General features: G+C 40.1%; 29 protein-coding genes. 28 read left to right on the plus strand and 1 reads right to left on the minus strand.

Features of this window, described 5'->3' with window-relative positions:
- The first annotated feature begins 2 nt into the window (after positions 1-2).
- Entirely contained in the window at positions 3-1505 is a 1503-nt protein-coding gene (locus CIN_RS00790) for an efflux transporter outer membrane subunit (RefSeq protein WP_008853145.1), read from the plus strand.
- A gap of 70 nt (positions 1506-1575) precedes the next feature.
- On the opposite strand, the gene CIN_RS00795 is transcribed toward CIN_RS00790, so the two are convergent.
- Positions 1576-2763: a hypothetical protein gene (locus tag CIN_RS00795; protein WP_008853146.1), complete on the minus strand. Its 1188-nt coding sequence runs from the start codon at positions 2761-2763 to the stop codon at positions 1576-1578.
- Positions 2764-3032: 269 nt separating this feature from the next.
- Between CIN_RS00795 and rplK the strand changes: the two genes are divergently transcribed.
- The 27 genes from rplK to rplR all read left to right on the plus strand — a co-directional run bounded on the left by rplK (position 3033) and on the right by rplR (position 25027).
- On the plus strand, positions 3033-3467 hold the full coding sequence (rplK, locus tag CIN_RS00800; protein WP_008853147.1) for a 50S ribosomal protein L11: 435 nt from the start codon (positions 3033-3035) through the stop codon (positions 3465-3467).
- 3 nt (positions 3468-3470) lie between these two features.
- A complete protein-coding gene (gene rplA, locus CIN_RS00805) occupies positions 3471-4166 on the plus strand; it encodes a 50S ribosomal protein L1 (RefSeq protein WP_008853148.1) in 696 nt (231 codons plus the stop codon).
- Between the two features lie 276 nt (positions 4167-4442).
- The gene (gene rplJ, locus CIN_RS00810; RefSeq protein ID WP_008853149.1) at positions 4443-4961 is read left to right on the plus strand and encodes a 50S ribosomal protein L10; all 519 of its coding nucleotides are present in this window, start codon (positions 4443-4445) and stop codon (positions 4959-4961) included.
- Between the two features lie 91 nt (positions 4962-5052).
- Positions 5053-5427: a 50S ribosomal protein L7/L12 gene (gene rplL, locus CIN_RS00815; RefSeq protein ID WP_008853150.1), complete on the plus strand. Its 375-nt coding sequence runs from the start codon at positions 5053-5055 to the stop codon at positions 5425-5427.
- Between the two features lie 274 nt (positions 5428-5701).
- Positions 5702-9874 carry a DNA-directed RNA polymerase subunit beta gene (gene rpoB / locus CIN_RS00820; protein ID WP_040363641.1) on the plus strand — a complete coding sequence of 1391 codons (4173 nt, stop codon included), beginning with the start codon at positions 5702-5704 and terminating at the stop codon, positions 9872-9874.
- 84 nt (positions 9875-9958) lie between these two features.
- The gene (gene rpoC / locus CIN_RS00825; protein ID WP_008853152.1) at positions 9959-14209 is read left to right on the plus strand and encodes a DNA-directed RNA polymerase subunit beta'; all 4251 of its coding nucleotides are present in this window, start codon (positions 9959-9961) and stop codon (positions 14207-14209) included.
- Positions 14210-14602: 393 nt separating this feature from the next.
- Positions 14603-14974, plus strand: coding sequence for a 30S ribosomal protein S12 (rpsL, locus tag CIN_RS00830; RefSeq protein ID WP_003621118.1), 372 nt, complete (start codon positions 14603-14605; stop codon positions 14972-14974).
- Positions 14975-14988: 14 nt separating this feature from the next.
- A complete protein-coding gene (gene rpsG, locus CIN_RS00835; RefSeq protein WP_040363642.1) occupies positions 14989-15465 on the plus strand; it encodes a 30S ribosomal protein S7 in 477 nt (158 codons plus the stop codon).
- Between the two features lie 65 nt (positions 15466-15530).
- The gene (tuf, locus tag CIN_RS00840) at positions 15531-16721 is read left to right on the plus strand and encodes an elongation factor Tu (RefSeq protein WP_008853154.1); all 1191 of its coding nucleotides are present in this window, start codon (positions 15531-15533) and stop codon (positions 16719-16721) included.
- Between the two features lie 106 nt (positions 16722-16827).
- The gene (gene rpsJ, locus CIN_RS00845) at positions 16828-17136 is read left to right on the plus strand and encodes a 30S ribosomal protein S10 (protein ID WP_040363643.1); all 309 of its coding nucleotides are present in this window, start codon (positions 16828-16830) and stop codon (positions 17134-17136) included.
- Positions 17137-17146: 10 nt separating this feature from the next.
- Positions 17147-17836 (plus strand): 50S ribosomal protein L3, encoded by a 690-nt coding sequence (gene rplC, locus CIN_RS00850; protein ID WP_008853155.1) that lies wholly within the window; start codon positions 17147-17149, stop codon positions 17834-17836.
- A gap of 5 nt (positions 17837-17841) precedes the next feature.
- Entirely contained in the window at positions 17842-18456 is a 615-nt protein-coding gene (gene rplD, locus CIN_RS00855) for a 50S ribosomal protein L4 (RefSeq protein WP_008853156.1), read from the plus strand.
- 35 nt (positions 18457-18491) lie between these two features.
- Entirely contained in the window at positions 18492-18788 is a 297-nt protein-coding gene (locus CIN_RS00860) for a 50S ribosomal protein L23 (RefSeq protein ID WP_170314027.1), read from the plus strand.
- Positions 18789-18805: 17 nt separating this feature from the next.
- On the plus strand, positions 18806-19636 hold the full coding sequence (gene rplB / locus CIN_RS00865) for a 50S ribosomal protein L2 (RefSeq protein ID WP_008853158.1): 831 nt from the start codon (positions 18806-18808) through the stop codon (positions 19634-19636).
- Positions 19637-19651: 15 nt separating this feature from the next.
- Positions 19652-19930, plus strand: coding sequence for a 30S ribosomal protein S19 (gene rpsS, locus CIN_RS00870; protein WP_008853159.1), 279 nt, complete (start codon positions 19652-19654; stop codon positions 19928-19930).
- Between the two features lie 2 nt (positions 19931-19932).
- Positions 19933-20328 carry a 50S ribosomal protein L22 gene (rplV, locus tag CIN_RS00875; RefSeq protein ID WP_008853160.1) on the plus strand — a complete coding sequence of 132 codons (396 nt, stop codon included), beginning with the start codon at positions 19933-19935 and terminating at the stop codon, positions 20326-20328.
- Entirely contained in the window at positions 20328-21005 is a 678-nt protein-coding gene (gene rpsC / locus CIN_RS00880) for a 30S ribosomal protein S3 (RefSeq protein ID WP_008853161.1), read from the plus strand. Before rplV ends, rpsC begins: the two co-directional genes overlap by 1 nt.
- Before the next feature lie 60 nt (positions 21006-21065).
- Positions 21066-21482: a 50S ribosomal protein L16 gene (gene rplP, locus CIN_RS00885; RefSeq protein ID WP_008853162.1), complete on the plus strand. Its 417-nt coding sequence runs from the start codon at positions 21066-21068 to the stop codon at positions 21480-21482.
- Positions 21483-21486: 4 nt separating this feature from the next.
- Positions 21487-21723, plus strand: coding sequence for a 50S ribosomal protein L29 (gene rpmC, locus CIN_RS00890; protein ID WP_008853163.1), 237 nt, complete (start codon positions 21487-21489; stop codon positions 21721-21723).
- Between the two features lie 14 nt (positions 21724-21737).
- Positions 21738-22016 carry a 30S ribosomal protein S17 gene (gene rpsQ / locus CIN_RS00895; RefSeq protein ID WP_040363644.1) on the plus strand — a complete coding sequence of 93 codons (279 nt, stop codon included), beginning with the start codon at positions 21738-21740 and terminating at the stop codon, positions 22014-22016.
- Positions 22017-22030: 14 nt separating this feature from the next.
- Positions 22031-22399 carry a 50S ribosomal protein L14 gene (gene rplN, locus CIN_RS00900; protein WP_034335786.1) on the plus strand — a complete coding sequence of 123 codons (369 nt, stop codon included), beginning with the start codon at positions 22031-22033 and terminating at the stop codon, positions 22397-22399.
- Positions 22399-22719 carry a 50S ribosomal protein L24 gene (gene rplX / locus CIN_RS00905; RefSeq protein ID WP_008853166.1) on the plus strand — a complete coding sequence of 107 codons (321 nt, stop codon included), beginning with the start codon at positions 22399-22401 and terminating at the stop codon, positions 22717-22719. Before rplN ends, rplX begins: the two co-directional genes overlap by 1 nt.
- Before the next feature lie 11 nt (positions 22720-22730).
- Entirely contained in the window at positions 22731-23300 is a 570-nt protein-coding gene (gene rplE / locus CIN_RS00910) for a 50S ribosomal protein L5 (protein ID WP_008853167.1), read from the plus strand.
- Between the two features lie 106 nt (positions 23301-23406).
- Positions 23407-23712 (plus strand): 30S ribosomal protein S14, encoded by a 306-nt coding sequence (gene rpsN / locus CIN_RS00915; RefSeq protein ID WP_008853168.1) that lies wholly within the window; start codon positions 23407-23409, stop codon positions 23710-23712.
- A gap of 10 nt (positions 23713-23722) precedes the next feature.
- Positions 23723-24121, plus strand: coding sequence for a 30S ribosomal protein S8 (rpsH, locus tag CIN_RS00920; RefSeq protein WP_008853169.1), 399 nt, complete (start codon positions 23723-23725; stop codon positions 24119-24121).
- Between the two features lie 10 nt (positions 24122-24131).
- The gene (gene rplF, locus CIN_RS00925) at positions 24132-24665 is read left to right on the plus strand and encodes a 50S ribosomal protein L6 (RefSeq protein ID WP_008853170.1); all 534 of its coding nucleotides are present in this window, start codon (positions 24132-24134) and stop codon (positions 24663-24665) included.
- On the plus strand, positions 24665-25027 hold the full coding sequence (rplR, locus tag CIN_RS00930; RefSeq protein ID WP_008853171.1) for a 50S ribosomal protein L18: 363 nt from the start codon (positions 24665-24667) through the stop codon (positions 25025-25027). Before rplF ends, rplR begins: the two co-directional genes overlap by 1 nt.
- Positions 25028-25034 lie beyond the last annotated feature (7 nt).

Consider the following 25034-nt stretch of genomic DNA (forward strand, 5'->3'; position numbering starts at 1 on the left):
ATATGGGGAAGATTGGAAATAGATATACACGTGCTGGGACTTGCTTATTTGCAGGTATGTTCTTTTTAACAGCATGTGATTTGGCACCAGATTATAAACCTGTGAAATTTGCTTTGCCAGATACATGGCAAGGCACTGCACCTTTTCATGTTGCACAACCTACGGATCAAATTCCCAAAGGGCAGTGGTGGACGCTATTTAATGATCCAGTCTTAAATCAGCTTGAAGAGCAGTTAGATAAAAATAATCCTGATTTGCAAGCTGCTGCAGAAACTTTCTTGCAAAGTCGTGCGATTTTAGGAGAAGTAAAGTCCCAGTTATATCCTCAGCTTAGTTTAGAAGCAGGTGGAGGAAAGTATAAAGAGTCGCATAACCGTTTATTCAGAAGTAAAACAAGCTCATCTCCGATTAGTGAAACCAATACAGAGTATCAAGCTTCTGCGATGTGGGAAGCTGATTTATGGGGTAAAATCCGTAATCAAATTCGGATGCAAAAGAATCTAGCTCAAGCAAGTGCTGCTGACTATCAATCTGCGAAATTAAGTTTGGAAGCAGATTTGGCTCGTAATTACATGTTATTACGAGGGTATGATGCACAAAATGAGGTGTTAAAGCAGTCAATTCAGTATTATACAGCCGCGGTTGATATTACTCGTATGCGTGAAATGGGTGCGATTGCTGCTGGTATTGATGTTTCTCGTGCAGAAACCCAGTTGGAAATGACCAAAGCACAACAAACAGATGTGCAGGCTCAACGGGATATTGTCGAGCATGCGATTGCTGTATTAGTCAATCAAGTGCCAATGGGCTTTCATATTGCTCCTGTTGAAACCAACGAAGCAATGGTTGTTCCAAATGTACCTTTGGGAGTTCCATCTACTTTATTACAGCGACGTCCTGATATTGCAAGCGCAGAGCGTCAAATGGCAGCAGCTAATCGTTCAATTGGTGTTTCTAAAGCTGCATTTTATCCTGATATTACCATTAACGCATTAAGTGGTTTCGAAGATAAAGGGTTCGGCTTAGCTGACATGCCAAATAGTATGTGGTCTGCTGCTGTTCAAGCAGCTTTACCTTTGTTTCAAGGCGGATTGCGTCGTGCAACTTTGCAAAGAAGTTGGTCTCAATATCGTGAAACTAGAGATAATTATCGTTCTGTTGTGTTGAATTCTTTTAAAGAAGTCGCAGATAATTTAACGTTAACTCAAAAAATGGCAGAGAAACTTAAAGAAAATAAAGCTGCTGTTGATGCTGCATTAAGAACGCAAAGTATGACAATGTCTTTGTATACAGGTGGATTAACGAATTACTTGGATGTTGTTGTTGCACAAAATGCTGCGCTAACAGCTCAAATTGCTGAGGTCGATAGTAAAACGCGATTGATGCTGGCTTCTGTTGAGTTAGTCAGAGCACTGGGTGGCGGTTGGAGTGCTAATGAAATTCCACAAAAGAATTTGTCGTCTGTAGGTGTGTTCCAGTATAGTAATTTAGGTTTACATGAATAAGTGAATTATGAAATACTTTATAGCATAAGGTATTTGTATCTTACTGCTATAAAGTATGGTTGGTTATATATTAATGGTGTCCTTCACGTAAGTATAAGATATTGTCGGTAGAGTGGGCGTGCAGTCCTGTTAGTAATATTTTGCCATCAACAACTTCTTGTTTATTAAAAACTGTTGTAATCTCGTTATCTTTTGATAGTAAAACAAAATTTCCATCTATAATTTTCCAATAATATTCATTAGGATGATGATAATTCATTACATATCCATCTAAACTGAACCTCATATTATGGCACCAAACAGAATTTTCTTTATAATCTCCAAAGAGCCAGTCTCTAGTAAGTATATTGCTTACTTGAGGGGAGGCCTCTTGAAATAGTAACTTTTTTAGTTTTGGAAATGCTAAAAATTGAGAAAATAAGGTATTATGGTAGTTGGTTGAATTAAGTATAGAGCCAAAAGTTGTAATCCCATATGATCCATACATTGTTTCAAGATTTTTTCGAGTTGGGGTTATTGTTTCTCTCAGTTTTGAGGTAGTAAGTAGCGTGGGAGGTATTAATTCTTCAATCCCAAATAAGATATTCGTTAATGTAGACCCAAATTTATTAGAGTATAATTCTGAAGCGCGAGCATCGTCCTTTAAGAAGTCGATTTTTCTTTCTGCTGCTACTGTGTATAAAGAGCCAGCTCCCATGCGTCTGGTATGGGTAATTGGCCATTTGTCATATATAAAAGCGACTTCTTGCATTTCCCATAAAAGATGCTTCCAATATTTTTCGATTCCCCATATTGGAAAATCCATAAATTGTTCAATAGTATTTATTAAGAATGCTTGACTCATAATAGGAGACATGCATTCCACATAGTCACAACCTCTTAATAGTAAAGGGTTACATTGTAATGTGATTGGGTGTGAAAAAAAACTTTCATGTGTTAAAGACGGGGCTGATAAACTTGGTTTAAAGGTGTTAATAAAATTAATGATGCCTTGTGCGCTTTGGTAAGTAATATACAAATCATCTTCAAATAACCAAAAAAAATCGTATTGATTAATGATATCTGGATGGTTAATCACAAAATCATGGACACCTGTTAATTTTGTTCCTTCATACTTACATGAATACGTGGGCATATCGTCTGAAAAATTACTATCATCATAATAAACAAATGCGATGTCCATTATATTGCGAATATAATGTATCCATGATTTGTGAATTGAGTTTTTTCCACATCGAAGAATCATGAGGTGTTTCATTAACCATCTACCTAAGAATAATTATTAAATCAGTATATATGTATTTAAAGCCTTATAGTTTTTTATGATAATTTTAAGAAAAAGTGAAGAATAATAATTATTTTGTTTATTCGTAATTACAAATAAGGTCTTGACAGGTTGTTGGAAAAATAGCTAGAAGACAAGTTCTTATCGGAACGTGGGAGATGAATTGTAAGGTTAAGATGTCTTAATCTTATAGTTTTCGTGTGAACCGCGGTCTGGGTAGATTTTATTAAGGAGACCCGGATATGGCCAAAAAGATTGTTGGCTACATTAAATTACAAATTCCTGCGGGGAAGGCAAATCCATCCCCACCAGTTGGTCCAGCATTGGGTCAACGTGGTTTGAATATTATGCAATTCTGTAAAGAGTTCAATGCTGCGACTCAAAATCTTGAGCCAGGAATGCCGATTCCTGTCGTGATTACTGCATATGCAGATCGCACATTCAGCTTTATTACAAAAACACCACCAAATACTTATTTCCTATTGAAAGCTGCAAAAGTTTCAAAAGGTGCATCAGTTATTGGTAAAGGTGCAACTGTTGGTACAGTGAAAATTAGCCAATTGCGTGAAATTGCTGCTGAAAAAATGAAAGACATGAATGCGAATGACGTCGATGGCGCAGTTCGTATGTTGGTTGGTTCAGCACGCTCAATGGGCTTGAAAGTAGAGGAGTCTTAAGACATGGCGAAAAATAAACGTCTTACTGCGGCTCATGCTACTCTAGAGCGTCATAAAGTTTATACTCTACAAGAAGCGATTGCTCTTGTTGTTGGTAATGCTAAAGCTAAATTTGATGAAACCATTGAAATTGCAATTAACTTGGGTGTAGATCCTCGTTATGCAGATCAAATGGTTCGTGGCTTGATGTCACTTCCTCACGGAACAGGTAAAACATTACGCGTTGGTGTTTTTGCTCGCGGCGATAAAGCTGAAGAAGCAAAGGCAGCTGGTGCTGATGTCGTTGGTGATGAAGATCTAGCTGAAAAAATTCAAGCTGGTCAAATTGACTTTGATCGTTGTATTGCAACTCCTGACATGATGGCATTAGTTGGTCGTTTAGGTAAAGTGCTTGGTCCACGTGGATTAATGCCAAACCCTAAATTGGGAACTGTGACAATGGATGTTAAGGGTGCAGTAAGTGCAGCTAAATCTGGTCAAGTAGAATACCGTGCTGAAAAGGGCGGTGTTGTGCATGCTGGTATTGGTAAAGCATCTTTTACAGCAACCAATCTTGTGGAAAATATCCGTGCATTTGTTGATGCTGTGCAAAAAGCACGTCCAACAGGTGTAAAAGGTACCTATATGAAGAAAATTTATCTTTCTTCAACAATGGGGCCTGGGATTGAAATCGATATTGCTAGCGTTAACGCTGGTTAATATGATATAGAGTTATCATTGTCTTATTTTCTAATAAGGCAATGAATATTTAGGGTAAGCTTGCTTGCCCTAAACCTGTCCAAGACCGTACGTAACTTTGTTTTAAAAGTTATCTTAACTGCGAACGGGAGGCGGGGCTGGTATGTATAGATTTTTAAAATCTGTTTATGTGCTAGTGTAACCGTTTAGGACAGGCGAACCGGATTGTATTTTTAAATATAATCTTAATGGTAACCTGAAAAGTCAATATTTGACTGATCAAAATGGAGACGGGATTTGGACCGCACGGAAAAACAAGCGTTTGTTGCTTCCATGGCATCTGTTTTCGCAAATACGTCAATGCTTGTTGTTACACGTAACAAAGGATTGACTGTTGCTGCTGTTACAGACTTGCGTCGTCGTATGCGCGCTGCTGAGGCAACTTACCGAGTTGGAAAAAACCGCTTGGTCACCCTTGCTGCAAAAGGTACCCCATTCGAAGGTATTACCCCATTGTTAACTGGCCCTACTGCTCTTGCATGGGCACAAGATCCAGTTGCAGTTGCGAAAGTAGCCGTCGAGTTCGCCAAAACCAATGATAAACTTGAAATCCTTGGTGGTAATTTAGATGGGCAAATGCTTGATGTAAATCAAGTTAAAGCTCTTGCTGAACTACCTTCATTGGATGTATTGCGTGCACAGTTGGTTGGACTTATTTCTACACCTGCTACACGTATTGCTGGTGTTGTTCAAGCTCCTGCTGGACAATTGGCACGGGTTTTTGGCGCTTATGCGGACAAAGGTGAAGCGGCTTAATACAACTAAGCCTTTTATTGTTATTGATTTGCTAAGTAACTTAGTAAATTTGTATTGAAACACTGATTAGTATATAAATAGGATAAATATCATGGCTGATTTAGCTAAAATTGTTGACGAATTATCTGCATTGACTGTTTTGGAAGCTGCTGAGCTTTCTAAATTATTAGAAGAAAAATGGGGCGTTTCTGCTGCTGCTCCTGTTGCTGTTGCTGCTGCTCCTGCAGCTGGTGGTGGCGCTGCTGCTGAAGAAAAAACAGAATTTGACGTAGTTCTTGCTAAATCTGGTGACAAAAAAATTAACGTCATTAAAGAAGTTCGCGCAATTACAGGTCTTGGCTTGAAAGAAGCTAAAGACATCGTTGAAGGTGCACCAAAAACTCTTAAAGAAGGTGTAAATAAAGACGAAGCTGAAAAAATCAAAAAGACCCTTGAAGAACAAGGTGCTACAGTCGAACTTAAATAGTACGATGAATCAAGCGAGTATAGAGACTTCTCTATATCGTTGGATTTAAGATTATGGTAGGGCGGAACCCAAGGTTTGGGTATCCGCCTACTTGGTCGTTAAAGAGAAAATCTTTTGACGACAGACGTAAAGTATGTTTCCCTATAGGTTTAGGGATAGGCGTAACTCTTAGGTTGAGAGTTATATTTTAGTTATCATTAGCCGATTATTTGTTTTACAGATGATTAAATAGTAGCAAATATATCTGGCAGCAAGCGATGGGGCACAATACACGATGAACGCGGTAAGCAAATCGTTCACGGGACGCAAGCGCATTCGCAAAAATTTTGGACGGATTCCAGAAATCGCACCGATGCCGAATCTTATTGATGTGCAGCGGGCGAGTTATGAGGCTTTTTTACAGCGCGATGTAAAGCCAGAGAACCGTTCCTTAATGGGGTTGGAAGAAGTATTTCGTTCGATTTTTCCAATCAATGATTTTGCGGGTAATGGTCGTCTCGAATTTGTAAATTACGAATTTGAAGAACCGAAATATGATGTTGAGGAATGCCTTCAGCGTGGATTGACCTATGCGGCACCGTTAAGAGTCGTCCTTCGTTTGATTGTTTGGGACATTGACGAAGATACAGGTTCACGTTCTATTCGTGATATTAAAGAGCAACCCGTATATATGGGTGATATGCCTTTAATGACTGAAAATGGTACATTTATTGTAAATGGTACAGAACGCGTTATCGTATCGCAAATGCATCGTAGTCCTGGTGTATTTTTCGATCATGATGGTGGTAAGACGCATTCTTCTGGTAAGTTTTTATTTACAGCCAGAATTATTCCTTATCGTGGTTCATGGTTAGATTTTGAATTTGATAGTAAAGATTTGATTTACGTTCGTATTGATCGTAAAAGAAAATTCCCTGTTACAACATTATTGTATGCCCTTGAAGGTGAAAATTCGATTGCGTTGCGTGATGCAAAAGCAAAAGAAGGTGGGGATGTAGATTCTATTCCAATGCGTGGAATGGATGATGATGAAATTCTTTCTTATTTCTATAAGACCGTTACCTTTAAAAAGATTGACGGCGGTTGGGCGCGTTCTTTTGAACCAGACGCTTTCCGTAATATGAAATTATTGGCTCCTTTGGTGGATGCTGATACTGGTGAAGTTGTTGCTGATGTTAATGCTAAATTAACCGCACGTGCAGTTCGTAAAATTGCTGAAAATACCAAAAATGTTTTGGTTAGAAGAGAAGAATTATTAGGCCGTTATTTCGCGCATGATTTAGTAAACGAAAATACGGGTGAAATTTACGCTGAAGCAGGTGAAGAGTTAACTGATGCCACATTGGATCAGTTTGAAGCACTAGGTTTGGATGAAATTCCAACATTGGCAGTTGATAATGTTACGGGTCCTTGGATCAGAAATACATTAATTACGGATAAAAATACTTCCAGAGACGATGCTTTGGTTGATATTTATCGTGTAATGCGTCCTGGTGAGCCACCAACAGCTGAAACTGCAGACGCTTTATTGCGTGGCTTATTCTTTGATTATGACCGTTATGATTTATCTGCGGTTGGTCGTGTAAAAATGAATATACGTTTAGGTGTCCCTGGGGATGATACTATTCGTGTATTACGCAAAGTTGATATTCTTCGCGCAATTAAGATTATGTGCGAATTAAAAGATGGTCAAGGTAGCGTCGATGATATTGATAACCTAGGTAACCGTCGTGTGCGTTCTGTTGGTGAATTGATGGAAAATCAATATCGCCTTGGTTTGTTAAGAATGGAACGTGCGATTCGTGAGCGTATGGGGTCTGTTGATATTGATACAGTCATGCCTCATGACTTGATTAATGCGAAGCCTGCTGTTGCTGCGGTTAGAGAATTCTTTGGTTCGTCTCAATTGTCACAGTTTATGGATCAAACCAATCCATTATCTGAAGTAACACATAAGCGTCGTTTATCAGCATTAGGGCCAGGTGGTTTAACACGTGAGCGTGCTGGGTTCGAAGTTCGTGACGTGCATCCAACACATTATGGTCGTATCTGTCCGATTGAAACACCTGAAGGTCCAAATATTGGATTGATTAACTCTTTATCAACTTATGCTAAAGTGAATAAATATGGGTTTATCGAAACCCCTTATCGCTTGGTAGAAGATGGAAAGTTGCAAGATGGATGGAAATATCTATCTGCAATGGAAGAAGATAAGTTAATTGTTGCGCAAGCTGATGCAAAACAAGATGCTGCGGGTAAATTAACGGATGAGTTAGTTTCTGTTCGTAAGAGTGGTGACTTCTTGCTTGTTAAACCAGAAGATGTAACTGCGTGTGACGTTTCTCCTAAACAATTGGTGTCTGTTGCAGCTGCGTTGATTCCATTCTTGGAAAACGATGATGCGAACCGTGCATTGATGGGTTCAAACATGCAACGTCAAGCTGTGCCATTGATTCGTTCTGATGCTCCATTAGTTGGTACTGGTATGGAAGCAGCAGTTGCACGAGATTCTGGCGCAACGATTGTTGCTAAACGTGGTGGTATTGTTGATCAAATTGACGGTGCGCGTATCGTTGTTCGTGCAACAGATGAAAATGGTTCAACGCAAGGTGTTGATATTTATCGCTTACGTAAATACACACGTTCAAATCAATCTACTTGTATTAACCAGCGTCCATTAGTTTACGTTGGGGATTATATTCAAGCTGGCGATATTATTGCTGATGGTCCATCAACAGAGTTGGGCGAATTGGCTTTGGGTCGCAACGTGTTGGTCGCGTTTATGCCATGGAATGGGTATAACTTCGAAGATTCAATCTTGATCTCTGAACGTATTGCTCGTGATGATGTGTTTACTTCAATTCATATTGAAGAATTCGAAGTCATGGCTCGTGATACCAAATTGGGTCAAGAAGAAATTACACGTGATATTCCAAACGTTGGTGAAGAAGCGCTTCGTAACCTTGATGAAGCAGGTATCGTTTATATCGGTGCAGAAGTAAATCCTGGAGATATTTTAGTTGGTAAAATCACCCCTAAAGGTGAAAGCCCAATGACTCCAGAAGAAAAACTTCTTCGCTCTATTTTTGGTGAAAAAGCTTCTGACGTTCGTGATACTTCATTAAAACTTCCTCCTGGAACTAGTGGTACGATCGTTGATGTTCGTGTGTTCTCTCGTCGTGGTATTGACAAAGATGAACGTGCAATGGCAATTGAACGTGCAGAAATTGAACGTTTAAGTAAAGACCGTGATGACGAGCTAGCTATTCAAGATCGTTCTTTCTATAACCGTTTAAGAGAAAACTTGTTAGATCAAACTGCAGGTGTTGGTTTTAAAGGGATTCCATCTGGAACTGTATTGACACTTGATGTGTTATCAGAACATCCAAAAGGTGCATGGCGTAATATTGTTGTTGCTGATGATACAGTCATGGCAAATATTGAAGCTGTAAAACGTGATTTTGATCGTGAAGTTGCTGGTGTTCAAGCGCGCTTTAATAATAAAGTTGAAAAATTACAGCGTGGGGATGAATTACCTCCTGGTGTGATGAAAATGGTTAAAGTTTTCATCGCGGTAAAACGTAAATTACAACCTGGGGATAAAATGGCTGGTCGTCATGGTAACAAAGGGGTTGTTTCCCGTGTTGTTCCTGTCGAAGATATGCCATTTCTTGAAGATGGAACTTCAGTTGATCTCGTTTTGAATCCATTGGGTGTGCCGTCTCGTATGAACGTCGGACAAATTTTGGAAACGCATTTAGGTTGGGCTTGTGCCAATGTCGGTAAACAAGTGAGCCAAGTGGTTGATGAATATGTTCGTCAAGGTGAGAAAAAACAAGAACTCTTAGATCGTTTAAAGACAATCTATGGTGATGCAACTTACAATGAAAAAATTGCTGACTTGTCAGATAGTGAGTTAATTGATTTCTGTAAGGATATCCGTAAGGGTGTCTCAATTATGACACCTGTGTTTGATGGTGCAAGTATTCCTGATATTGAAGGAATGTTGACTCAAGCAGGATTAAATCCGTCTGGGCAAAGTACATTGATTGATGGTCGTACGGGGGAGGTTTTTGAACGTCCTGTAACCGTTGGTTATATTTATATGCTTAAATTGCATCACTTGGTTGATGATAAGATCCATGCACGTTCTATTGGTCCTTATTCGTTGGTTACTCAACAACCATTGGGTGGTAAAGCTCAATTTGGTGGGCAACGCTTCGGGGAAATGGAAGTTTGGGCATTGGAAGCTTATGGTGCTGCGTATACGTTACAAGAAATGTTGACGGTTAAGTCCGACGACGTTTCTGGTAGAACAAAAGTGTATGAAGCGATTGTTAAAGATCAAGATGATTTTGAAGCAGGTATTCCAGAGAGCTTTAATGTATTGATTAAAGAGCTAAAATCGCTCGGTTTGAATGTTGAACTAGAACAAAACGCTGAATAAGCGTATTGGTTTGGTTTGTAAGTATTTTATTAAAGAGGTGCCATTTTTTAATGGTGCCTCAATCCCCCAAAGGGTTTTCGGCGAATGAATGAACTTATGAAAATTCTTGGTCAATCAGGCCAAGCAATGACGTTTGATCAAATTAAAATTCAATTAGCCTCGTCTGAGCAAATACGGTCATGGTCTTATGGTGAAGTAAAAAAGCCAGAGACCATTAATTATCGTACATTTAAACCAGAACGAGATGGACTATTCTGTGCCCGTATCTTCGGGCCTATCAAAGATTATGAATGCTTGTGCGGAAAATATAAACGGATGAAATTCCGTGGTATTGTCTGCGAAAAATGCGGTGTTGAAGTTACACTTGCTAAAGTACGTCGTGAACGTATGGGGCATATTGAACTTGCAAGTCCTGTTGCACATATTTGGTTTTTGAAATCCCTACCAAGCCGTATCGGTTTAATGGTCGATATGACTTTAAAAGATCTTGAACGCGTGCTTTATTTTGAAAATTATGTTGTTTTAGAATCTGGAACATCTCCATTAAAGCAATATAGTTTGTTATCTGAGGAACAATATCTTGATGCCATGGATGAGTATGGGCATGAAGGTGTTGAGATCAGTATCGGTGCAGAAGCCGTTAAGAAAATTTTGATCAATATTGATTGTGATGTTGATAAAGTAGACTTGCGTGCTGAACTGAAAGAAACAACATCAGAAGTAAAACGTAAAAAACTTGTTAAACGTTTAAAGCTTGTTGAAGCTTTTTCAGAAAGTGGTTGTCGTCCAGAGTGGATGATTATGGATGTTGTTCCTGTTATTCCACCTGAATTACGTCCATTGGTTCCTTTGGATGGTGGTCGTTTTGCGACATCAGATTTGAACGACTTATATCGTCGTGTGATTAACCGTAATAACCGTTTAAAACGGTTAATGGAACTTCGCGCGCCAGATATTATTGTTCGTAATGAAAAACGTATGTTGCAAGAATCTGTGGATGCATTATTTGATAATGGACGCAGAGGTCGTGCGATTACAGGGGCGAATAAACGTCCGTTAAAATCACTAGCAGACATGCTTAAAGGGAAACAAGGTCGTTTCCGTCAGAACTTGCTTGGTAAACGTGTTGACTATTCTGGTCGTTCCGTTATCGTTGTTGGTCCTGAATTAAAGCTACATCAATGTGGTTTGCCAAAGAAAATGGCATTAGAGCTATTTAAGCCATTTATTTATTCTAAACTTGAAAAATATGGACATGCAACAACCATTAAAGCTGCGAAGCGTATGGTTGAAAAAGAACGTCCAGAAGTTTGGGATATTATCGAAGAAGTTATTCGTGAACATCCAGTAATGTTGAATCGTGCGCCTACATTGCACCGTTTGGGTATTCAAGCTTTTGAACCAGTATTGGTTGAAGGTAAGGCTATTCAATTACATCCATTGGTTTGTACTGCGTTTAACGCTGACTTTGATGGCGACCAAATGGCTGTTCACGTGCCATTGAGCCTTGAAGCTCAATTAGAAGCACGTGTATTAATGATGTCTACGAATAACATCTTGAGTCCTGCAAGTGGTAAGCCGATTATTGTGCCTTCACAAGATATCGTTTTGGGCTTGTATTACTTAAGTTTGGACATTCCTGAATTTAAATTAACACCTGATCAAGCTGAATATGATACAGAAGGGCACTTAGTTAAAGAAGGTGCACCTGTTTTTGCAAATATTGGTGAAATTGAGCATGCTTTATCTGCAAAAGCAATTAAGCTGCATGATAAAATTCGTACGCGTTATAACACAAAAGATGTAGATGGTAATCCTATTACTCAGCGTGTTGTTACAACTGCTGGTCGTATGTTGATTTCTCAGATTCTACCAAAACATGCTTCAATTAGCTTTGAGTTGATTAATCAACAATTAACTAAGAAATCAATTTCTGATATTATTGATATGGTTTATCGTCATTGTGGTCAGAAAGAATGTGTGATTTTTGCTGATCGTATGATGGGACTTGGTTTTGCTTATGCTGCTCGTGCAGGGATTTCTTTTGGTAAGGATGATATGATCATTCCTGATGCCAAAAAGGAATTAGTTGCGAAAACTTCTGAGGAAGTTAAAGAGTTTGAACAACAATACCAAGATGGTTTGATTACTGCGGGTGAGCGCTATAACAAAGTGGTTGATGCATGGTCACGTTGTACTGATGAAGTGCAAGCTGCGATGATGAAAGAAATTTCACGGGTAGAACCAGGTCAAAGAATCAACTCTGTATGGATGATGAGCCACTCTGGGGCTCGTGGGTCACCGGCTCAAATGAAACAGCTTGCTGGTATGCGTGGTTTGATGGCGAAACCTTCTGGTGAAATTATTGAACAACCAATTATCGCAAACTTTAAAGAAGGCTTATCCGTTCTAGATTACTTTACGTCTACCCATGGTGCACGTAAAGGTCTTGCAGATACAGCGTTGAAAACAGCGAACTCTGGATATTTGACGCGTCGTTTGGTTGATGTTGCTCAAGATTGTATTATCATTGATCGTGATTGTGAAACAGAACGTGGGTTAACCGTACGTGCAGTTATGGATGGTGGAGAAGTGATTTCTTCTCTTTCTGAACGTATCTTGGGACGTACATTAGCTGCTGATGTTTTAGATCCTGCATCTGGTAAAGTCTTATATCCTCGCAACACGTTGCTTGAAGAATCTGAATCTGAAGCGATCGAGAAAGCTGGTGTTGAAAGCGTTATGATTCGTTCAGTCTTAACTTGTGATAGTCAAGTTGGGGTTTGTGGATATTGTTATGGTCGTGATCTTTCTCGTGGAACACCTGTCAATATTGGTGAAGCTGTTGGTGTTATCGCAGCTCAGTCAATTGGTGAGCCTGGAACACAGTTAACCATGCGTACGTTCCATATTGGTGGTGCTGCTCAAAGAGGGGCAGAACAATCAATGGTCGAGGCGTCTCGTGATGGTAGTATCAAAATTGTAAACTTGAATGTGGTTCAAAATAGTCAAGGTTTTGATATCGTGATGTCCAGAAACTGCGAAATCATTCTTGTGGATGAAAACAAAGTTGAACGGGCTCGCTATCGTATTCCTTACGGTGCAAGACTACTTGTTAAGCAAGATGCAAAAGTCACTCGTAACTTGAAAATGGCAGAATGGGATCCGTATACACTTCCAATTATTACTGAAAAATCAGGAACGATTGAATATCAAGACCTGATTGAAGGTATTACCTTGGTTGAGCGTATGGATGAAGTCACAGGCTTGTCTTCTAAAGTTGTGGTGGATTACAAACAAACCAGTAAATCTCGTGATTTAAGACCGAGACTCCAATTGAAAGATTCAAATGGAGAAGTGATGAAGCTCGCGAACGGTAATGATGCTCGTTACTTCTTATCACCAGATTCTTTGCTGTCTGTTGAAGATGGTGTAGAAGTTAATGCTGGTGATGTGTTGGCTCGTATTCCTCGTGAAGGTTCAAAAACTCGTGATATTACGGGGGGCTTGCCTCGTGTTGCTGAGTTGTTTGAAGCGCGTCGTCCAAAGGATCATGCGATTATTGCAGAAAATGATGGTATTGTTGAATTTGGTAAGGATTACAAAGCAAAACGTCGTATCGTTGTTCGTAATGAAGAAACTGGCGATGAAACAGAGTATTTAATTCCAAAAGGAAAGCATATTTCTGTTCAAGAAGGTGACTTTGTTCGTAGAGGTGATCCGTTAGTTGATGGTCCTCGAGTTCCGCACGATATCTTGAAGGTTATGGGTGTTGAAGCTCTTTCTGACTATTTGATTGATGAAATTCAAAGTGTTTATCGCCTCCAAGGGGTGAAGATTAATGATAAGCATATTGAAGTTATCGTTCGTCAAATGTTGCAAAAAGTTGAAATTACCGATCCTGGCGATACAACCTATTTGGTTGGTGAAACAATTGATCGTTTGGAATTTGAGCAAGAAAATATCAAACGGATGAATTCGAATGAACGTCCAGCTGTGGCATCTCCTGTTCTTCAAGGGATTACGAAAGCTGCGTTACAGACGAAATCATTTATTTCTGCGGCATCCTTCCAAGAGACAACACGTGTGTTAACTGAAGCAGCTTCAGCTGGTAAAGTTGATACTTTGATGGGTCTTAAAGAGAATGTGATCGTGGGACGCTTGATCCCTGCAGGAACAGGTAGTGTGATGAATCGTTTCCGTGCTTTGGCTTATTCTCGTGATAAACAGAGATTGGCAGATGCTCGGATGCAAATTCAATCTAAAGAATCGTTAGATTCTTTGGCTGCTACACAAGAAAATGAAATGGAAGACGTGACAGGGCCTGCTAAATAGGTTATAAAGAAACGATTCTATTAATTTCATATTGATTGAGTGGAGAAAGCTTCACTCAATCAATTTAAAATACGGGTTATTTTCGTCTTTTGGCGGAAATAAAATGCTTTGTTTTTTAACAAAGTCTTCAGTGATTTGCTGTGCTTAAAAGTCTTTACTTTTTTCTTGCTTTCTCTGAGGATTTGTAGTAAACAAAGCATCATTGTTCGTTGAATTAAATACATTCTTATAATATATAAACTTTAAAAGAAAATGACTTTTATTTTTTTTGTATTAGATGTATTCAGTAAGAAGTATCTAAGATTAATTAGATGCAAGAGTGTTGTAAATGACCGTTAAGTTAATGATTGATACATTACTTAACCTAGAAATAGTAAGGATCGGGAAAGGCGAATGCCGACCATTAACCAATTAATCGCTAAAGGCCGCGAACCTGCAGCCAAGCGCAATAAGGTTCCTGCTTTGCAGGGATGTCCGCAAAAACGAGGGGTATGTACTCGTGTTTATACAACAACACCTAAGAAGCCGAACTCAGCATTGCGTAAAGTTGCAAAGGTACGTCTGACAAATGGTTACGAGGTGGTGAGTTATATTCCTGGTGAAGGTCATAACTTGCAAGAACATAGTGTGGTCTTAATACGCGGCGGGCGTGTTAAAGATTTACCAGGTGTACGTTATCATATTTTACGTGGTGTCCTGGATACACAAGGTATTGCAAAGCGACGTCAACGTCGTTCTTTGTATGGTGCTAAACGTCCAAAATAAGAGGAATAATAGGCATGAGTCGCCGACACCGCGCAGTAAAGCGTGAGATACTTCCCGATCCTAAATTTGGTGATGTAGTCATCACGCGTTTCATGAACGCGCTGATGTATGATGGAAAAAAATCTGTTGCTGAAAAAATCGTTTACGGAGCATTGGAAACATTGCGTGTTCGTGGCGGTGAAGAAGCAGATCCAGTACGTTTGTTTCATGAAGCTTTAGATAACGTAAAGCCAGCTGTTGAAGTTCGCTCTCGCCGTGTAGGTGGTGCAACTTATCAGGTGCCTGTTGAGGTTCGTGCAGATCGACGTCAAGCATTGGCTATTCGCTGGTTAATTGATTCTTCACGTAAACGTGGTGAAAACACCATGGAAGAAAGATTATCTAACGAATTGTTGGATGCAATCAACAATCGTGGATCCGCTGTTAAGAAGCGGGAAGATACTCACCGTATGGCTGAAGCAAATAAAGCATTCAGTCATTATCGCTGGTAAGTAATGAATTTAGGTTAAACTTTTAACCGAAAATCTTGGGCATGTCCAAGTAACGGAGAGAGAGAATGGCAAAGGCTAAATTTGAGCGGAATAAACCGCACTGTAATATTGGAACCATTGGTCACGTTGACCATGGTAAAACCTCACTAACTGCTGCAATTACAAAAGTATTGGCGGAAGCTGGTGGTGCAGAATTTACTGCATATGATATGATTGATAAAGCACCTGAAGAACGTGCTCGTGGTATTACCATTTCTACAGCTCACGTTGAGTATCAAACTGACAAACGTCACTATGCTCACGTTGACTGTCCAGGCCATGCTGATTATGTTAAAAACATGATCACTGGTGCTGCTCAAATGGATGGTGGTATTCTTGTTGTTTCTGCAGCAGATGGCCCAATGCCACAAACTCGTGAACACATTTTGTTGGCACGTCAAGTTGGCGTTCCTGCACTTGTTGTGTTTATGAATAAATGTGACCAAGTTGACGATCCAGAACTTCTTGAATTGGTTGAAATGGAAATTCGTGAACTTCTTTCTTCATATGATTTCCCTGGTGATGATATCCCCATTATTAAAGGGTCTGCATTAGTAGCTCTTGAAGATGGTGATGCTGAGTTAGGTAAAAACCGTATTCTTGAACTTATGGCTGCTGTTGATGATTATATTCCTCAACCAGAACGTCCGGTTGATCGTCCGTTCTTGATGCCAATTGAAGATGTGTTCTCTATTTCTGGTCGTGGTACGGTTGTTACTGGCCGTGTAGAACGTGGTGAAGTAAACGTTGGTGAAGAAGTTGAAATTGTGGGTATTCATCCTACAACTAAAACAACTGTTACTGGTGTTGAAATGTTCCGTAAACTTCTTGATCGTGGGGAAGCTGGGGACAACATTGGTGCACTTCTTCGTGGTACAAAACGTGAAGATGTTGAACGTGGTCAAGTTCTTGCTAAACCAGGAAGCATTAAGCCACATAATAAGTTCAAAGCAGAAGCATATATTCTTACAAAAGAAGAAGGTGGACGTCATACTCCATTCTTTACCAATTATCGTCCACAGTTCTACTTCCGTACAACTGACGTAACTGGTGTTGTGCATTTGCCAGAAGGCATCGAAATGGTTATGCCTGGTGATAATGCTGCTATGGATGTTGAATTGATTGCTCCTATTGCTATGGATGAAGGTCTACGTTTCGCTATTCGTGAAGGTGGACGTACAGTTGGAGCTGGTGTGGTTGCTAAAATCACAGAATAATCATAGCTCTTAAGTTTGGATTCTCAGTCAGGTAACTGGCTGAGAATCTTGTTGCTATATAGGGTCTGGCTTTTTAGATCCGTTATTAAGATTAGGCAAATAGAAGATGGAAAGCCAAAATATCCGTATTCGCCTCAAAGCTTACGATTACAGAGTACTTGACAACAGTACTAAAGAAATTGTAAATACAGCGAAGCGTACGGGGGCGCAAGTAAGGGGGCCTATTCCTTTACCAACGCATATTGAACGATTTACAGTTAATCGTTCTCCCCATATCGATAAGAAGAGTCGTGAACAGTTCGAAATTAGAACTCATCGACGTTTGTTAGATATTGTTGAGCCTAACCCGCAGACCGTGGATGCTCTCATGAAACTTGACCTCGCCGCTGGTGTGGATGTCGAGATAAAGCTATAAGGTCCAGACGATGCGTACAGGATTGATCGCAAAAAAGTTGGGGATGACCCGACTATTTAAAGAGGACGGCACTCATGTGCCAGTCACTGTTTTGCACTTAGATGAAGTGCAAGTTGTTGACACTCGTACACAAGACCGTGACGGCTATACAGCTGTACAACTAGGTATTGGTAAAGCTAAAGTGAAAAACGTTAGTCAACCAAACCGTGGTCATTTTGCACGAGTTAAAGTTGAGCCAAAACAGAAGCTTGTTGAATTTAGAGTTTCTGAAGACGCTTTACTTGAATCAGGTTCAGCATTGACTGCTGCTCATTTTGTAGTAGGTCAAAAAGTTGACGTAACGGGAACCAGTAAAGGTAAAGGTTTTGCTGGTGCGATGAAACGTTGGAATTTCCGTGGTTTGGAAGCAACCCATGGTGTTTCAGTTAGTCACCGTTCACATGGTTCTACAGGTAATCGTCAAGATCCTGGTAAAACTTTTAAAAATAAGAAAATGGCAGGTCATTTAGGTGATGAGAGAGTAACTACTCAGAACTTAGAAATTGCTGCTGTAGATGTTGAGAAAAATTTGATCATGATTAAAGGTTCAGTGCCTGGTGCAAAGAATGGCTTTGTCCTCGTACGTGATGCGATCAAGAAAGCCCGTCATGCGGATGCGCCGTTTCCGGCTGCGTTAGCAACGGTTGCAGAGAAAGGTTGAGGGAAATGGATGTAGAAATCAAAACCCTCGATAATGGAAGCGTTGGTAATATCACTCTTCCTGCTGAGTTGTTTGAAGTTCAACCTCGTGCAGATATTATGGCGAGAGTAGTTCATTGGCAGCTTGCAAAACGTCGTGCTGGTACGCACAAAGTCAAGGGGCGTGGTGAAGTTTCAGGAACAACCAAAAAACCATTCCGTCAAAAAGGTACAGGTAATGCGCGTCAAGGTTCTTTGCGCGGTCCACATTTTCGTACTGGTGGCGTGGTTCATGGTCCAGTTGTTCGTGATCACGGATATAGCCTTCCTAAGCAAATTAGAAGACTTGGATTAATTTCTGCTTTATCTCAGAAGTTATCAGAAGGTAAATTGGTCGTTATCGATCAAGCTAATGGTGTTGCAAAAACAGCTGAGCTTGCTGCTAAATTAAAAGTTCTTGGTTGGAAATCTGCATTAATTGTAGATACAGCTGTTGATGAAAATTTTGGCCATGCTGTAAGAAATATTCATTCTGTGGATATTCTTCCAACGATCGGTGCTAATGTTTATGATATTTTAAATCATGAAGTGTTGGCAATTACTCGTGCAGCAGTTGATGGATTGAAGGAGCGCTTAGTATGACAAATATTCTAGCTCTTCGTCGCAAAGCAGCAACAATGTCTCGCGAAGCGATGTTTAATATCATTCGTGCGCCTTTGATTACTGAAAAAGCAACAATGCTATCTGAACAAAATCAGATTGCTTTTAAAGTTGCTCCTAATGCAACAAAAACACAAATTAAAGTGGCAGTTGAAACTTTATTTGATGTTAAAGTGTTGGGTGTTAATACTCTTGTATTAAAGGGTAAAACTAAAAGATTCAAAGGTCGTTTAGGGCGCCGTTCTGATATTAAAAAGGCGTTTGTTCAGCTTGCTGAGGGTCAATCAATTGATTTGACCACTAAGCTGTCTTAAGCGCAAGGTAGGAATTAATGGCATTAAAGCATTTTAATCCAGTTACTCCAAGTCTTCGTGGAACGATCTTAATTGATCGTAAGGAGCTTTGGAAAGGGAAGCCAGTAAAAACTCTTACCGAAGGTAAGAATAAAACTGGTGGTCGTAATAATAATGGTCGCATAACATCACGTTTTATTGGTGGTGGACATAAGCAATCTTATCGATATGTTGATTTTAAACGTCGTAAGTTTGATATGCCTGCAACAGTAGAGCGTTTGGAATATGATCCAAACCGTACTGCCTTCATTGCTTTGATTAAGTATGAAGATGGTGAGCTATCTTATATTTTAGCACCTCAACGATTAAAAGTTGGTGATGTTGTTATTGCTGGTCAACGTGTGGACGTTAAACCTGGGAATGCGATGCCTTTGGCTTCTATTCCTGTTGGAACGATTGTTCATAATATTGAACTTAAAGAAGGTGCTGGTGGTAAGCTAGTTCGTTCTGCTGGTACTTATGCGCAGTTGGTTGGTAAAGACGCTGGTTATGCACAAATTAAATTGCAATCTAATGAGTTGCGTTTAGTTCGTGGTGAATGTATGGCAACTGTTGGAGCGGTATCTAACCCAGACAACATGAACCAACATTTTGGTAAAGCTGGTCGTACTCGTTGGAAAGGTCGTCGTCCTCATAACCGTGGTGTTGTGATGAACCCTGTTGACCATCCACATGGTGGTGGTGAAGGCCGTACTTCTGGTGGTCGTCATCCAGTTACTCCTTGGGGTAAACCAACTAAAGGTTATAAAACTAGAGTTAATAAACGTACGGATAGCCTAATTATCCGTCGTCGTAAGACTGGCAAATAAAGGGGCGAATAAAAGATGGCAAGATCCGTCTGGAAAGGCCCGTTTGTAGACGGGTATCTATTAAAAAAAGCTGAAGCAGCTCGTGCTTCTGGTCGTAATGATGTGATTAAAATTTGGTCACGCCGTTCAACTATTTTACCACAATTTATTGGTTTAGTGTTCGGTGTCTATAATGGTCACAAATTTTTACCAGTTCAAGTTAGTGAGAATATGGTAGGTCATAAATTCGGTGAATTTTCTCCTACACGTACTTACAATGGGCATGCTGCAGATAAGAAAGCAAAGCGGGGCTAGTTATGAGTAAACCAAAGCATGCACGTGCACTTTCTGAAAGCGAAGCTCAAGCTGTAGGTCGCAATATCAGAACAAGTCCGCGTAAATTAAATTTAGTTGCAGGTTTAATTCGTAATGAACCTGTATCTCAAGCATTAGCAAAACTAAGTTTTTCAAAACGTAGAATTGCTCAACAAGTAAAAACAATACTTGAAAGTGCAATTGCAAATGCAGAAAACAACCATCAGTTAGATGTTGATCGTTTAGTCGTGTCTAGAGCTGAAGTTGGAAAAGCAATGGTTATGCGTCGTTTTCATGCGAGAGGTCGTGGACGTTCAGCACAAATCGAAAAATTCTTTAGTCACATAAAGATCGTAGTTGCAGAACGCAAAGACAACGATGAAGGAAAGGCAGCATAATGGGTCAAAAAGTTAATCCAATTGGTTTGCGTTTAGGTATTAATCGCACTTGGGATAGTCGTTGGTATGCTGATGAAGATTATACCAGATTATTGTTTGAAGATTTCAAGTTGCGTGATCACTTACGTAAAAAATTAGCTGGAGCTGGCGTTTCACGTGTTGTTATAGAGCGTCCTGCCAAAAAACCTCGTGTTACTATTTATGCTGCACGTCCTGGAATTGTTATTGGTAAAAAAGGCCAAGACATTGACAGTTTACGTAAAGAGTTAGCAACAATGGCAAATGCAGATGTTGCTTTGAATATTGTTGAAATTCGCAAGCCTGAAATTGATGCGACACTTGTTGCTGAAAATATTGCACAACAATTAGAAAGACGTGTTGCTTTCCGTCGTGCGATGAAACGTGCTGTTCAGTCTGCAATGCGTTTAGGTGCACAAGGTATTCGTATTAACTGTAGTGGTCGTTTAGGTGGTGCTGAGATTGCTCGTGTTGAATGGTATCGTGAAGGACGTGTGCCTTTGCATACGTTAAGAGCAGATATCGATTACGGTGTTGCCGCAGCACAAACTACTTATGGTAAATGTGGTGTGAAGGTTTGGATCTTTAAGGGCGAGATTATGGCTCATGATCCATTGGCACAAGATCGCCGTGCAGCTGATCAAGTTCCACAACGGTAATTGATTTATTGGAGTTTAATAGTTATAAGAAACTATTACAACGCATGAGGATATTAAATAATGCTATCTCCGCGGCGGACTAAATTCCGCAAAGCTCATAAAGGTCGTATCCACGGCAATGCGAAAGGTGGAACAGAGTTAAATTTCGGTACTTATGGTCTGAAAGCTTTGCAACCTGAACGTATTACTGCACGTCAAATTGAAGCTTCTCGTCGTGCGATTACTCGTGCTATGAAGCGTATGGGACGTGTATGGATTCGTGTATTCCCAGATCTTCCTGTTTCAAGTAAACCTGCTGAAGTTCGTATGGGATCTGGTAAAGGGTCTCCTGAATTTTGGGTTGCTCGTGTTAAACCTGGTCGTATTTTGTTTGAAATCGAAGGTGTTTCACCTGAGATTGCTAAAGAAGCATTGACACTTGGTGCAGCTAAGTTGCCAATTAAAACAAAATTTATAACCCGTATTGGGGAGGCTTAAGTAAATGGCAAAGGCATATAAGCCAGCTGATCTGCGCGCCAAAACCATTGATGAATTGAAAAGGTTGTTAGTAGATCTACGACGTGAGCAATTCAACTTACGTTTTCAACGTGCGACAGGTCAAAATGAAGGTGTCAGCCGTGTTGGTGTGATTCGTCGTGATATTGCACGTATTAAAACCATCATGGGTGAAGTAAACAAAAACGCCGTGGATGCAGCTGCATCCACCAGCAAGTCCTAAGGAGTTCGTGGGCAATGCCAAGGCGCGTTCTGACTGGTCGGGTGACAAGCGATAAAATGGACAAAACAGTAACAGTACTGGTTGTTCGTCGTGTTATGCATCCGCTTTATAAAAAATTCATTCGTCGTTCTAAAAAATATGCGGCGCATGATGAGTTAAATGAATGTAAAATTGGAGATACAGTTCGTATTATCGAATCTCCTCCAATTTCTAAAAGAAAATCATGGGCTGTGACTACTCGTAATGGTGCTCCTCTTGGGGCAGCAACACCAGTATCCAGCGTAGAAGTTTAAGGGGGGCTTAAGACATGATCCATCCCGAGACCAACCTTACCGTGGCTGATAATTCAGGCGCAAGAGAGGTGCAGTGCATTAAGGTGCTGGGCGGTTCAAAGCGGAAAACCGCTTCGGTCGGCGACGTGATTGTCGTTTCTGTCAAAGAGGCTATTCCTCGTGGCAAAGTAAAGAAAGGTGAAGTTCATCAAGCAGTAATCGTACGTACAAGTTATCCTGTACGTCGTGCTGATGGCACATCTATTCGTTTCGATAAAAATGCAGCTGTGCTGATTAATAAACAAAGCGAACCTATTGGAACACGTATTTTTGGCCCAGTGGTCAGAGAGTTACGTGCTCGTAAGTTCATGAAAATTATCTCCTTAGCTCCGGAGGTTCTATAATGGCTGCACGCATTAAAAAAGGTGATCAAGTTATCGTGATTACTGGCCCTTACAAAGGGGTTAAAGGTGAAGTCCTTTCTGTTAATCCAACAGATGATAAAGCAGTTGTACGTGGTGTGGCTGTGGCTAAACACCATAAAAAACCAACTCGTATGGGCGAGCCTGGTGGGATTATTGAACAAGAAAAACCTGTTCATTTATCCAATCTAAAACTTGTTGATCCAAAATCTGGTAAACCAACACGTGTTGGATTCAGAGTTTTGGAAGATGGTCGTAAAGTTCGTATCGCCAAGGCTACTGGCGAAGTGATTGAAAATTAGGAGAGAGAGGAATGTCAGAAAATAATCAAGCTGCATCTGAAGCTCGCCTTTATACACTTTATAAAAACGAGCTACGCAAAACTCTTCGTGAACAGTTCTCATATGCAAATGAGATGCAAATTCCACGCCTAGAAAAAATCGTTTTGAATATGGGTGTTGGTGAAGCTGTTGGCGATCAAAAGAAGTTAGATAACGCAACTGAAGAAATGACCTTGATTGCAGGTCAAAAAGCAGTTAAAACATTAAGTAAGAAAGCTATTGCTGGCTTCAAGATCCGTGCTGGTTTACCAATTGGTTGTAAAGTTACACTACGTAGTCGCCGTATGTATGAGTTTTTAGACCGTTTAGTAACAATTGCGCTACCTAGAGTTCGTGACTTTAGAGGATTACCTGCGAACAAAGGTTTTGATGGCAATGGTAACTTTGCAATGGGTTTGAAGGAACAAATTGTATTCCCTGAAATCGTTTACGATAAAGTAGATGATGTTCGTGGTATGGATATTATTTTTGTGACCTCTGCTAAAACAAATGAAGAAGCTAAAGCCTTATTAAAAGCTTTCTCTTTACCATTTGTTGGGTAAGAAACTGGTTCTTTTCGCTGCAAGGTAATGTAAATTACCTTGCAAATCTGTTTATTTTTGGAAAACGGTCGAATTTTTCGACAAGTTCCGGAGGGTAAAATAAAGCATGGCAAAAACTTCCGCCATCTATCGCAATGCGAAACGTGCAAATATGTCTGCACGTGATAAAGAAAAACGCATTGCATTAAAAAATATTGTAATGGATAGAGCGTTGCCTGTTGAAGAGCGTTTTGATGCGTCTTTAAAATTGGCAAAACTTCCACGTAATGGTTCTCGTATTAGAGTGCGTTTGCGTTGTAAGTTAACCGGACGTTCTCGTGGTAATTATCGTAAATTCGAGCTATGCCGTATTGCATTGCGTGAATTAGCATCTACTGGGCAAATCCCCGGTATGGTTAAGTCAAGTTGGTAAGGGGCTGTAGATGTCATTATCTGATCCATTAGGTGATATGCTCACCCGTATTCGTAATGCGCAGTCTGCTCGTCATACATCTTGTGTAGCGCCTGCATCTAACTTACGTGTAAATGTTCTAGAAGCATTGAAACGTGAAGGTTATATTCGCGGTTACAAAAAAGAAGAGTTGCGTAAAGGTATTAGCCAGCTTCATATCGAATTGAAATATTCTGATGGTGAACCTGTAATTAAAGAAATTCATAGAGTTTCTAAGCCTGGTCGTCGTGTATATTCAAAAATCAAAGAATTGCCACGTGTTTATGCTGGTCTTGGTGTATCTATTCTTTCAACACCTCATGGTGTTTTATCTGATGTTGAAGCGCGCGCTGCTAATGTTGGTGGCGAAGTTCTTTGTCGTGTATTCTAAGGGGAATTAAATGTCACGCGTAGGCAAAAACCCCGTACAGATCACACAAGGGGTACAAGTTACTTTAGCAAACGGTATCATTTCAGTAAAAGGTAAAAGAGGCGAGCTCTCTATTCCTGTATCTGAGCATGTTGATACTAAAATTGAAGATAACCAAGTTGTTGTTAGCCCAAAAGGTAAGGCTATTATTGCACGTGCTATGTGGGGAACAACAAGAGCGTTAATCGCGAATATGGTTCATGGTGTTTCTGAAGGTTATAGTAAAACTTTAGAAATAACTGGAACAGGGTTTCGTGCATCTGTGCAAGGTTCTAATTTGGTTATGAATCTTGGGTATTCACATGATATTGTTTATCCAATTCCTGCTGATATTAAAATTACAACGCCTCGCCCTACTGCTATTACTGTAGAGGGAAATGATAAGCAACGTGTTGGTCAAGTTGCTTTGGATATTCGTAATTTTAGAAAACCTGAACCTTACAAAGGTAAGGGTGTTCGTTATGACAATGAAGTCATACGTCGCAAAGAAGGCAAGAAGAAATAATGGGTACGCAACGTGAATTACAAACGCGCCGGCGTAGACGGTTGCGTTTTCAACTTCGTCAAAAAGGAAATGGACGTCCTCGTCTTTCAGTCTTCCGTTCTAGCAAAAATATTTATGCTCAGGTTATTGACGATGTTGCTGGTAAAACCTTAGCTGCGGCTTCTACTTTAGATGCTGCAGTAAAAGGACAATTGAAAACTGGAGCTGATATTGAAGCTGCTCGTGCTGTTGGCAAACTAGTTGCTGAACGTGCAAAAGCTGCTGGGTTGGAACAGGTCGTGTTTGATCGTGGCTCTTACATTTATCATGGGCGTGTAAAAGCGCTTGCTGAGGCTGCCCGTGAGGGCGGGCTTGCGTTCTAAGGGAGAT

This window comes from Commensalibacter intestini A911 (genome assembly GCF_000231445.1).
GTDB lineage: Bacteria > Pseudomonadota > Alphaproteobacteria > Acetobacterales > Acetobacteraceae > Commensalibacter > Commensalibacter intestini.

Excerpts from the sequence above, each read along its gene's own strand:
- rplL (WP_008853150.1), top strand. The coding sequence starts at position 5,053 with ATGGCTGATTTAGCTAAAATTGTTGACGAATTATCTGCATTGACTGTT.
- rplK (WP_008853147.1), top strand. The coding sequence starts at position 3,033 with ATGGCCAAAAAGATTGTTGGCTACATTAAATTACAAATTCCTGCGGGG.
- rplN (WP_034335786.1), top strand. The coding sequence starts at position 22,031 with ATGATCCATCCCGAGACCAACCTTACCGTGGCTGATAATTCAGGCGCA.
- rplD (WP_008853156.1), top strand. The coding sequence starts at position 17,842 with ATGGATGTAGAAATCAAAACCCTCGATAATGGAAGCGTTGGTAATATC.
- rplE (WP_008853167.1), top strand. The coding sequence starts at position 22,731 with ATGTCAGAAAATAATCAAGCTGCATCTGAAGCTCGCCTTTATACACTT.
- rpmC (WP_008853163.1), top strand. The coding sequence starts at position 21,487 with ATGGCAAAGGCATATAAGCCAGCTGATCTGCGCGCCAAAACCATTGAT.
- rplV (WP_008853160.1), top strand. The coding sequence starts at position 19,933 with ATGAGTAAACCAAAGCATGCACGTGCACTTTCTGAAAGCGAAGCTCAA.
- rpsC (WP_008853161.1), top strand. The coding sequence starts at position 20,328 with ATGGGTCAAAAAGTTAATCCAATTGGTTTGCGTTTAGGTATTAATCGC.
- rpsQ (WP_040363644.1), top strand. The coding sequence starts at position 21,738 with ATGCCAAGGCGCGTTCTGACTGGTCGGGTGACAAGCGATAAAATGGAC.
- CIN_RS00790 (WP_008853145.1), top strand. The coding sequence starts at position 3 with ATGGGGAAGATTGGAAATAGATATACACGTGCTGGGACTTGCTTATTT.
- CIN_RS00860 (WP_170314027.1), top strand. The coding sequence starts at position 18,492 with ATGTCTCGCGAAGCGATGTTTAATATCATTCGTGCGCCTTTGATTACT.
- rplX (WP_008853166.1), top strand. The coding sequence starts at position 22,399 with ATGGCTGCACGCATTAAAAAAGGTGATCAAGTTATCGTGATTACTGGC.
- rpsH (WP_008853169.1), top strand. The coding sequence starts at position 23,723 with ATGTCATTATCTGATCCATTAGGTGATATGCTCACCCGTATTCGTAAT.
- rplP (WP_008853162.1), top strand. The coding sequence starts at position 21,066 with ATGCTATCTCCGCGGCGGACTAAATTCCGCAAAGCTCATAAAGGTCGT.
- rplF (WP_008853170.1), top strand. The coding sequence starts at position 24,132 with ATGTCACGCGTAGGCAAAAACCCCGTACAGATCACACAAGGGGTACAA.
- rplB (WP_008853158.1), top strand. The coding sequence starts at position 18,806 with ATGGCATTAAAGCATTTTAATCCAGTTACTCCAAGTCTTCGTGGAACG.
- rpsN (WP_008853168.1), top strand. The coding sequence starts at position 23,407 with ATGGCAAAAACTTCCGCCATCTATCGCAATGCGAAACGTGCAAATATG.
- rpsJ (WP_040363643.1), top strand. The coding sequence starts at position 16,828 with ATGGAAAGCCAAAATATCCGTATTCGCCTCAAAGCTTACGATTACAGA.
- rplA (WP_008853148.1), top strand. The coding sequence starts at position 3,471 with ATGGCGAAAAATAAACGTCTTACTGCGGCTCATGCTACTCTAGAGCGT.
- CIN_RS00795 (WP_008853146.1), bottom strand. The coding sequence starts at position 2,763 with ATGAAACACCTCATGATTCTTCGATGTGGAAAAAACTCAATTCACAAA.
- rpsS (WP_008853159.1), top strand. The coding sequence starts at position 19,652 with ATGGCAAGATCCGTCTGGAAAGGCCCGTTTGTAGACGGGTATCTATTA.
- rpsL (WP_003621118.1), top strand. The coding sequence starts at position 14,603 with ATGCCGACCATTAACCAATTAATCGCTAAAGGCCGCGAACCTGCAGCC.
- rplR (WP_008853171.1), top strand. The coding sequence starts at position 24,665 with ATGGGTACGCAACGTGAATTACAAACGCGCCGGCGTAGACGGTTGCGT.
- tuf (WP_008853154.1), top strand. The coding sequence starts at position 15,531 with ATGGCAAAGGCTAAATTTGAGCGGAATAAACCGCACTGTAATATTGGA.
- rpsG (WP_040363642.1), top strand. The coding sequence starts at position 14,989 with ATGAGTCGCCGACACCGCGCAGTAAAGCGTGAGATACTTCCCGATCCT.
- rpoC (WP_008853152.1), top strand. The coding sequence starts at position 9,959 with ATGAATGAACTTATGAAAATTCTTGGTCAATCAGGCCAAGCAATGACG.
- rplC (WP_008853155.1), top strand. The coding sequence starts at position 17,147 with ATGCGTACAGGATTGATCGCAAAAAAGTTGGGGATGACCCGACTATTT.
- rpoB (WP_040363641.1), top strand. The coding sequence starts at position 5,702 with ATGAACGCGGTAAGCAAATCGTTCACGGGACGCAAGCGCATTCGCAAA.